Source organism: Methylobacterium trifolii (assembly GCF_022179685.1).
GTDB lineage: Bacteria > Pseudomonadota > Alphaproteobacteria > Rhizobiales > Beijerinckiaceae > Methylobacterium > Methylobacterium trifolii.
Genome location: NZ_BPRB01000282.1, coordinates 1 through 6,524, shown reverse-complemented (window position 1 = coordinate 6,524; position 6,524 = coordinate 1). Strand labels below are relative to the sequence as shown.

At 68.8% G+C, this 6,524-nt stretch carries 8 protein-coding genes; 4 read left to right on the top strand and 4 right to left on the bottom strand.

Annotated features, from left to right (window positions below):
• A partial coding sequence (locus tag COGEMETH_RS21980; protein ID WP_238184816.1) for a DEAD/DEAH box helicase occupies positions 1 to 933 on the bottom strand: 933 nt, incomplete at its 3' end.
• A 199-nt stretch (positions 934 to 1,132) separates the two neighbouring features.
• The gene (locus COGEMETH_RS21975; RefSeq protein WP_238184815.1) at positions 1,133 to 1,399 is read right to left on the bottom strand and encodes a hypothetical protein; all 267 of its coding nucleotides are present in this window, start codon (positions 1,397 to 1,399) and stop codon (positions 1,133 to 1,135) included.
• A gap of 414 nt (positions 1,400 to 1,813) precedes the next feature.
• Between COGEMETH_RS21975 and COGEMETH_RS21970 the strand changes: the two genes are divergently transcribed.
• Positions 1,814 to 2,686, top strand: a complete 873-nt coding sequence (locus tag COGEMETH_RS21970; protein ID WP_238184814.1) for an outer membrane protein — start codon at positions 1,814 to 1,816, stop codon at positions 2,684 to 2,686.
• 122 nt (positions 2,687 to 2,808) lie between these two features.
• On the opposite strand, the gene COGEMETH_RS21965 is transcribed toward COGEMETH_RS21970, so the two are convergent.
• A complete protein-coding gene (locus COGEMETH_RS21965) occupies positions 2,809 to 4,104 on the bottom strand; it encodes a nicotinate phosphoribosyltransferase (protein ID WP_238184813.1) in 1,296 nt (431 codons plus the stop codon).
• A 202-nt stretch (positions 4,105 to 4,306) separates the two neighbouring features.
• On the opposite strand from COGEMETH_RS21965, the gene COGEMETH_RS21960 reads away from it, so the two are divergent.
• Positions 4,307 to 5,038, top strand: coding sequence for an SIMPL domain-containing protein (locus COGEMETH_RS21960; protein ID WP_238184812.1), 732 nt, complete (start codon positions 4,307 to 4,309; stop codon positions 5,036 to 5,038).
• Positions 5,039 to 5,125: 87 nt separating this feature from the next.
• Here the strand turns inward: COGEMETH_RS21960 and COGEMETH_RS21955 are convergent, their stop codons facing one another.
• Positions 5,126 to 5,629, bottom strand: a complete 504-nt coding sequence (locus tag COGEMETH_RS21955) for a pyridoxamine 5'-phosphate oxidase family protein (protein WP_238184811.1) — start codon at positions 5,627 to 5,629, stop codon at positions 5,126 to 5,128.
• 147 nt (positions 5,630 to 5,776) lie between these two features.
• Here COGEMETH_RS21955 and COGEMETH_RS21950 point away from each other — a divergent pair, with 147 nt between their 5' ends.
• Both COGEMETH_RS21950 and COGEMETH_RS21945 read left to right on the top strand, forming a co-directional pair.
• Complete coding sequence (locus COGEMETH_RS21950) at positions 5,777 to 6,040, top strand: hypothetical protein (protein ID WP_238184817.1); 264 nt, start codon at positions 5,777 to 5,779, stop codon at positions 6,038 to 6,040.
• Between the two features lie 117 nt (positions 6,041 to 6,157).
• Positions 6,158 to 6,524, top strand: a 367-nt coding sequence (locus COGEMETH_RS21945; RefSeq protein ID WP_238184810.1) for an iron-sulfur cluster assembly protein, incomplete at its 3' end; no start/stop codon positions are given.

Genomic DNA, 6,524 nt, shown 5'->3' with positions numbered 1-6,524 from the left:
GATGTCGAGGCCGCGGGCGGCCACGTCGCTCGCCACGAGGAGGGCGGTCTCGCCCGCCCGGAAGGCGTCGAGCGCCGTGGTCCGTGCCCGCTGGTCCATGTCGCCGTGGAGCGCCGCGGCGTCGAAGCCGTGGCTGACCAGGGACTTCTGCAGCAGCGCCACGTCGCGCTTGCGGTTGCAGAAGATGATCCCGTTCTTCAGTTCGGCCTCGCCGCGGATGAGGGTCCGCAGGCGCTCGCGCTTGGCGTGGCCCTCGCCGCCCGTCGCGACGAGGCGCTGGACGATCGTCTCGGCGGTGGAGGCGGCCCGCGCCACCTCGATGCGCTGCGGGTTGTGCAGGAACATGTCGGCCAGCCGCTCGATCTCGGGCGGCATGGTGGCGGAGAAGAACAGGGTCTGCCGGGTGAACGGCACCATCTTCACGATGCGCTCGATGTCGGGGATGAAGCCCATGTCGAGCATCCGGTCGGCCTCGTCAATCACGAGCAGCTCGACGCCGGTCAGCAGGAGCTTGCCGCGCTCGAAATGGTCGAGGAGGCGCCCCGGCGTCGCGATCAGCACGTCGGTGCCGCGGGTGAGCTTGGCATCCTGGTCGGCGAAGGACACGCCGCCGATGATGAGCGCCACGTTGAGCTTGTGGTTGGTGCCGTAGCGGTCGAAGTTCTCGACCACCTGGGCGGCCAGCTCGCGGGTCGGCTCGAGGATGAGGGTGCGGGGCATCCGGGCCCGGGCGCGCCCGTTCTCCAGCATCGTCAGCATCGGCAGGGTGAAGGCCGCCGTCTTGCCGGTGCCGGTCTGGGCGATGCCCAGCACGTCGCGGCGGGCCAGGACGTGGGGGATCGCCTGGGCCTGGATCGGCGTCGGCTCGGTATAGCCGGCCGTGGTGACGGCCTGGAGGACCTTGTCGCTCAATCCGAGGTCGGCAAATGACATAATGGCTGGGAGACCGTTGTGCGCGGGATCAGGCCGGCCGGCGCGGAGTGGGACGTCGCGGCAACGGCTTGGAGGAGTGCTCTGTCAGGAACCCGCCGCGCATGCGAGTGCGCAGGACACTTAGGAGCTTGTCACCGCTTGTCAATCTCGCGGGCGGCCGGGCCCCCGGCTTTCTGGACGCGCGGGCGGCCGCGGGCGTTCAGCGGCGGGCGCTGCGCGGGAGGCCGGCGAGGCAGGGGTCGAGGCGGACGGAGCGCGCGTCCGTCGCGATCGAGCCGGTGGTCTCGGGGTCCTGCAGCACGCGGCCGTTGGCGGCGGTCAGGACCGGCGGAGCGCTGCGGCCGGCAAGATACTGCGTCGCGCCGAGCCCGAGGAGCCCGGCCGCCACGACGACCTTCACGGTCCAGGCGAGGATGCCGGTCGGGGCCGGGGCGGCTCCGGTGTCCGGCGGGGATCGATCGTCCATGGTTCGGTTCCCGTTCCGGGCGATGCCGGCCCGCGTCGTCGGGCCCGACTTTCCCCGATCGCGGTTAACCGCGGGCTTACGGGACGTCCGCGCCGGCGCGTATTTCTGTCCTGAAATAAAACTCCACCTCCCGAGGCCGGCGGCAACATCTCGCGCGATCTCGGACACGGCGCGCCAAGATTTTGCCTCACTTCCTGACAGATACTTGAGGGCATCCCGCGATCTGGTCTTTCCAGTCGATCGATGTGCGCCACAGCACATCGCTCCGCGGCGATCCGTAACGGGGGCATAACCTTCATCATTCGTTGAGAGCTTCGGTTTTATCTGAGCGAGCTTGTTGCAGGAAAGCGACAGACCCGACAGCCCTCACGGCCTACAAGCGCCCCGGCTTTGCCAACCAGGACCAGAGAGACAATGAACAAGCTTCTCCTCGCAACGACCGTTCTCGCCGGCATGACCGTCGCGGCGTCTGCGGCCGACCTTCCCCGCCGCGCGGCTCCCCCGCCGGTGTTCACCCCGGTCCCCGTCTTCACCTGGACCGGCTTCTACGCCGGCTTCAACGCCGGCTACGGCTTCGACGCCAGCGATCGCCGCTCCTCCACGGTCGTCGGCGTCCCCGCCGGCTACGGCGTGTTCGCCAACGGCGGTTCGGGCGTGCTGGCCTTCCCCGGCAGCCGCTCGCAGGACGGCTTCACCGGCGGTGGCCAGATCGGCTACAACTACCAGCTGACCCCGGGCTCGGGCTTCGTGATCGGCGTCGAGGCCGACGCCCAGTACGTCGACTTCGGTCGTGACCGGAACCGCTTCGCCGCCTCCAGCGCCGTCGCCCCGGGCACCCTCGTCTACAACCCGAGCGGCGTCTCGGGCCTCGACTACTTCGGCACCGTGCGCGGCCGCCTCGGCTACGCCTTCGACCGCACCCTCGTGTACGGCACCGGCGGCTTCGCCTACGGTTCGGGCGGCGGGCGCGAGTTCGGCCTGACCAACTCCAGCAGCGACACCTTCCAGACCGGCTGGGCCGCCGGCGCGGGCATCGAATACGCCCTGCCGACCGAGTCCTTCCTGAACTTCTTCCGCTCCTCGGCCGTGACGCTCAAGGTCGAAGGCCTCTACGTCAACCTCGACCGCGGCAACCGCAACACCGGCGCCTTCGCCACCAACGGCCTCGGCACCGTCGGCATCGGCAGCCCCGGCGTCGTCCTCGTCTCGGGCCCCACCGCCCGTCGCAACGACACCGAGTTCGCCGTCGTCCGCGCCGGCATCAACTACAAGTTCGGCTCGTACTAGGCCGACACCGAACGATCCCCGCGCGATCGGGCCCGATCAAGCAAGGATCGCGTGAGCGACGTGGAAGCCCGGCCGAAAGGCCGGGCTTTTTTCGTGGCGCCGGCGGGCGCGTGGAACGCCCTTCACACCACCACCTCCATCGCGTCCTGCGCGCCGACCCCGAAGACGCGCCTGTAGCGGGCGATCTCGGCCGCCGGCCCCTGCGCCTTGGTCGGGTTGTCGGAGAGCTTCACGGTCGGGCGCCCGTCGGCCTCCGTCACCTTGCAGACGATGGAGACGGGATCGAGCCGCCCGTCCGGCACGAGGCCGCGGAAGTCGTTGGTGAGCAGGGTGCCCCAGCCGTAGCCGATGCGCAGGCGCCCGTGGAAACGGGCGTGGATCGCCTCGATCGTGCCGACGTCCAGGCCGTCGGAGAAGATCGCGAGCTTCTCCCGCGGGTCGCAGCCGCGGGCGCGCCAGAAGGCGATGGCCTCCTCGCCGCCCGCGATCGGGTCCTTCGAATCGATACGGATGCCGGTCCAGGCACTCATCCAGTCGGGGGCGTCGGCGAGGAAGCCGGTGGTGCCGTAGGTGTCGGGCAGGACGACGAGGAGGTTGCCCTCGTAATCCTGCTGCCAGTCCCGCAGCACGTCGTAGGGGGCCTTGGCCAGGGCCGCGTCGTCGGGGGCGAGCGCCGCGTAGACCATCGGCAGTTCGTGGGCGTTGGTGCCCACCGCCTCGACCTCGCGGCGCAGCGCGATCAGGCAGTTCGAGGTGCCGAGGAAGCGCGTCTCGCCGAGCGCCTCGTGCATCGCCTGCACGCACCAGTCCTGCCAGAGGAAGCCGTGGCGCCGCCGCGTGCCGAAATCGGCGATGGAGAGGTCCGGCAGCACCCGCAGACGCTCGATCTTCTCCCAGACCCGCGTCATGGCGCGGGCGTAGAGCACCTGCAGGTCGAGCTTGCCCATGTCCCGCAGCACGGCCCGCGAGCGCAGCTCGTTGAGGATGGCGAGCGCCGGCACCTCCCACATCGTGGTCTCGACCCAGGGACCGTGGAAGGTCAGCTCGTACTGCCCGTCGCGGATCTCCAGTTCGTAGGCCGGCAACCGGAACCCCTCGAACCAGGCGATGAACTCGGCCGAGAGGATGCGGCGGCGCCCGTAGAAGGCGTTACCCCGCAGCCAGGTCGCCTCCCCGCGGCTGAGGCGCAGCGAGCGGGCATGGTCGAGCTGCTCCCGCAGGGCCCCAGGATCGACCTCGTCGGCGATGCGGATGCGCGTCGTCCGGTTCCGGATGCCGAAGGTGACGGACACGTCCCGGTGCCGGCGCAGGATCGTCTGCGCCATCAGCAGCTTGTAGAAATCGGTATCGAGCAGGGACCGCACGATCGGGTCGATGCGGAAGTTGTGGTCGTAGACCCGCGTCGCGAGATCGAGCATTTTCTGGGACCCAGGCCGGAGGTTTTTGGGTCCGGCAGCGCGCACGGGGCAAGGCGCCGAGTCAATGGCATCCATGGGAGACGTGTGGAGATCGGCCGTCATGCTTCGGCCTTGAGGCGTGTCGATATCCGGAGGGCGGTGGCAGACCGTTCACCGTCCGGCTTCGTTCGTCCCGCCCTTACCTCCATCCATCGTCAGGCCCATGAAGACACGCTGTCTCCTGCTTTCGCTGCTCGCGTTCTCCGCCGCGCCCGCATGGGCGGAAAGCGAGCCATCGGCACGGAACTCCGTCCTCAGCGTGCGGGGGACCGGTCGATACGAACAGAAGCCAGATTTCGCGGAGTTCACTGTGATCGTCTCGACGGCCGGCAAGACCCTGAACGCGGCTGTCGATGCTCACCGGGATCGTGCAACGCGTGGGCTGGAAGCCCTGCAGAAGCTCGAAGCCTCCGGGATTCGTATCCGATCCAGCAGGTTCGGTGTAACCGAGGAGAAGCGGCCATCCTACACGCCGCCGACTTACGCAGGCCAGCCCGCACCGCCGCCGCCGAAGATCTCGGACGCGCCCTTCACCGCAAAAACCTGGTTCGAGCTGAACGCGGTGTCCATGGACACGCTCAATCAGACAGTAACCCAAATTGCGGCAACTGGCTTATTCGAGATCCAAAGAGTGATCTTCAAAATCAAGAACGAACGGACTGCGCTGAACGAGGCTCGCAAGGCAGCCATGACGGATGCCCGAGGGCAAGCGGACGCCTATTCCAGTGCGGGCGATCTCAAGCTCGTCGAGATCACGGAGGTGACCGACGGTGAAGCCAAACCCGTGGACGGCTATGCCGATCTGCCGATGGGGCGCTTTCTCCAGATCATCCCACCGGCCGTCGTGTCCTTCGATGCCACAGTGAACGTTACTTGGCGGATCGCGCCACGTTGAGACCTGGTCCCGAGACGGCATCGCTTGCGCCGTCCGATCGAGAACGGTGCGCCGTGACAGGCGCACCATCCTTCGACTGAAAAAGGATCAAGCGAGGTCGACCTTCTTGGTCTCGGTCTTTGGGCTCTCGCCCGTCAGCGTGGCCTTCAGGTAACCGTAGAGGTGGACCATCGTGCTGTTGGGGCTGTCCCAGTACTCGCCCTTCTCGGGATGGACGCGGATCAGGGCGACCTCCGGGTCGTCCTTGCCGTTGGGGAACCAGGTCTTCAGGCTCTCCTGCCACTTCTCGTCGATCCGGGCCTGGTCGCGCACGATCTCGGCCTTGCCGGCCACCGACACGTAGGTCTGGCTCGACGGGTCGGAATAGGCGAGGTTGATCTGGTTGTCCCGGCCGATCTCCGCGGTCTTGGGGGAGTGGAGCCGGGTGAAGAACCACAGGTCGCCGTTCTCGTCGACGTCGTTGTTCCACATCGGCCGGCTGGTGAGGGTCCCGTCCGCATCCGCCGTGGTCATCATCGCGATCTTGACGTCCTTGATCAGCGAGAACAGCTTCTCGGCGCCCTCGTGGTCGCGGTGATTGCCCTGATGCATGATTTCTGGTCTCCGGTTCATAAGCTTGCCGCGCCCGGTCGGCCGGACGCGCGACTGGGGCGGGCCCGAGCAGGCCGCCCCAGGAATGTCCCGACAACGGCCGGGGCTCGCGATGGTTCAGGCCTGCGCCGATGTGCGGCCCTCTGCATCGCCCTGGCGGCGATCTTCCTCGCGCCTGTCTTGGCGCCGGCCCCGACCGAGGCCCAGGTGCGGTTCGGATCGAACGTCCGGATCGGCGGCCACGATTTCTCGCACCGGCGCTACGGCAGCGTGAACGTCCGCCGGGTCGCGCGCCTGCCCGGCCCGCCCGGCTGCCGCATCGTCCCGAACGGCTCCTACCGGCGCGGCGACGGCTCGGTCGTGCGCGGGCGCATCGAGCGCTGCAACCTGATCGCCCGTCCCCATCGCTGAGGAGAGCGCGCGGCAGGAGTCCGGGCCTGCGCCCTGGCGTTTCCCGCGGACCGGGCTACATGGGCGCTCGACACCTTGCCCATCGACGACCGGCGTGCCGGAAAAGGAGCCCCCGCCTTGGCGATCACCCGTGACGACGTGCTGAGCGCGCTCCAGACCGTCAAGGTCGATGCCGCCGGCACGAGCCTGTCCGGCTCCGGCCGCCTGTCCCAGGTCGTGATCGACCCGACGAACCGGGTGATGTTCTCGATCCTGGTCGACCCGAGCGAGGCGGAGCGCTTCGAGGCGGTGCGGCGCGAGGCCGAGGGGCGCGTGCTCGCCATGCCCGGCGTCTCGGGCGTGTTCGCCAGCCTCACCTCCGAGCGCGGCCCGAACATGCCGGCGCAAAGCACTGCCGCACCGCGGCCGGTGCCGCCGGCCCCGCCGCGCCCCGGCGCGCCGCCGAACCAGGGGCAGGCCCTGCCCGGCGTGCGCCACATCGTGG

What these genes read in the sequence shown, in the direction of transcription:
- COGEMETH_RS21955 (WP_238184811.1), bottom strand. Translation starts at nt 5,629, where the DNA reads ATGCATCAGGGCAATCACCGCGACCACGAGGGCGCCGAGAAGCTGTTC.
- COGEMETH_RS21960 (WP_238184812.1), top strand. Translation starts at nt 4,307, where the DNA reads ATGAAGACACGCTGTCTCCTGCTTTCGCTGCTCGCGTTCTCCGCCGCG.
- COGEMETH_RS21970 (WP_238184814.1), top strand. Translation starts at nt 1,814, where the DNA reads ATGAACAAGCTTCTCCTCGCAACGACCGTTCTCGCCGGCATGACCGTC.
- COGEMETH_RS21965 (WP_238184813.1), bottom strand. Translation starts at nt 4,104, where the DNA reads ATGCTCGATCTCGCGACGCGGGTCTACGACCACAACTTCCGCATCGAC.
- COGEMETH_RS21975 (WP_238184815.1), bottom strand. Translation starts at nt 1,399, where the DNA reads ATGGACGATCGATCCCCGCCGGACACCGGAGCCGCCCCGGCCCCGACC.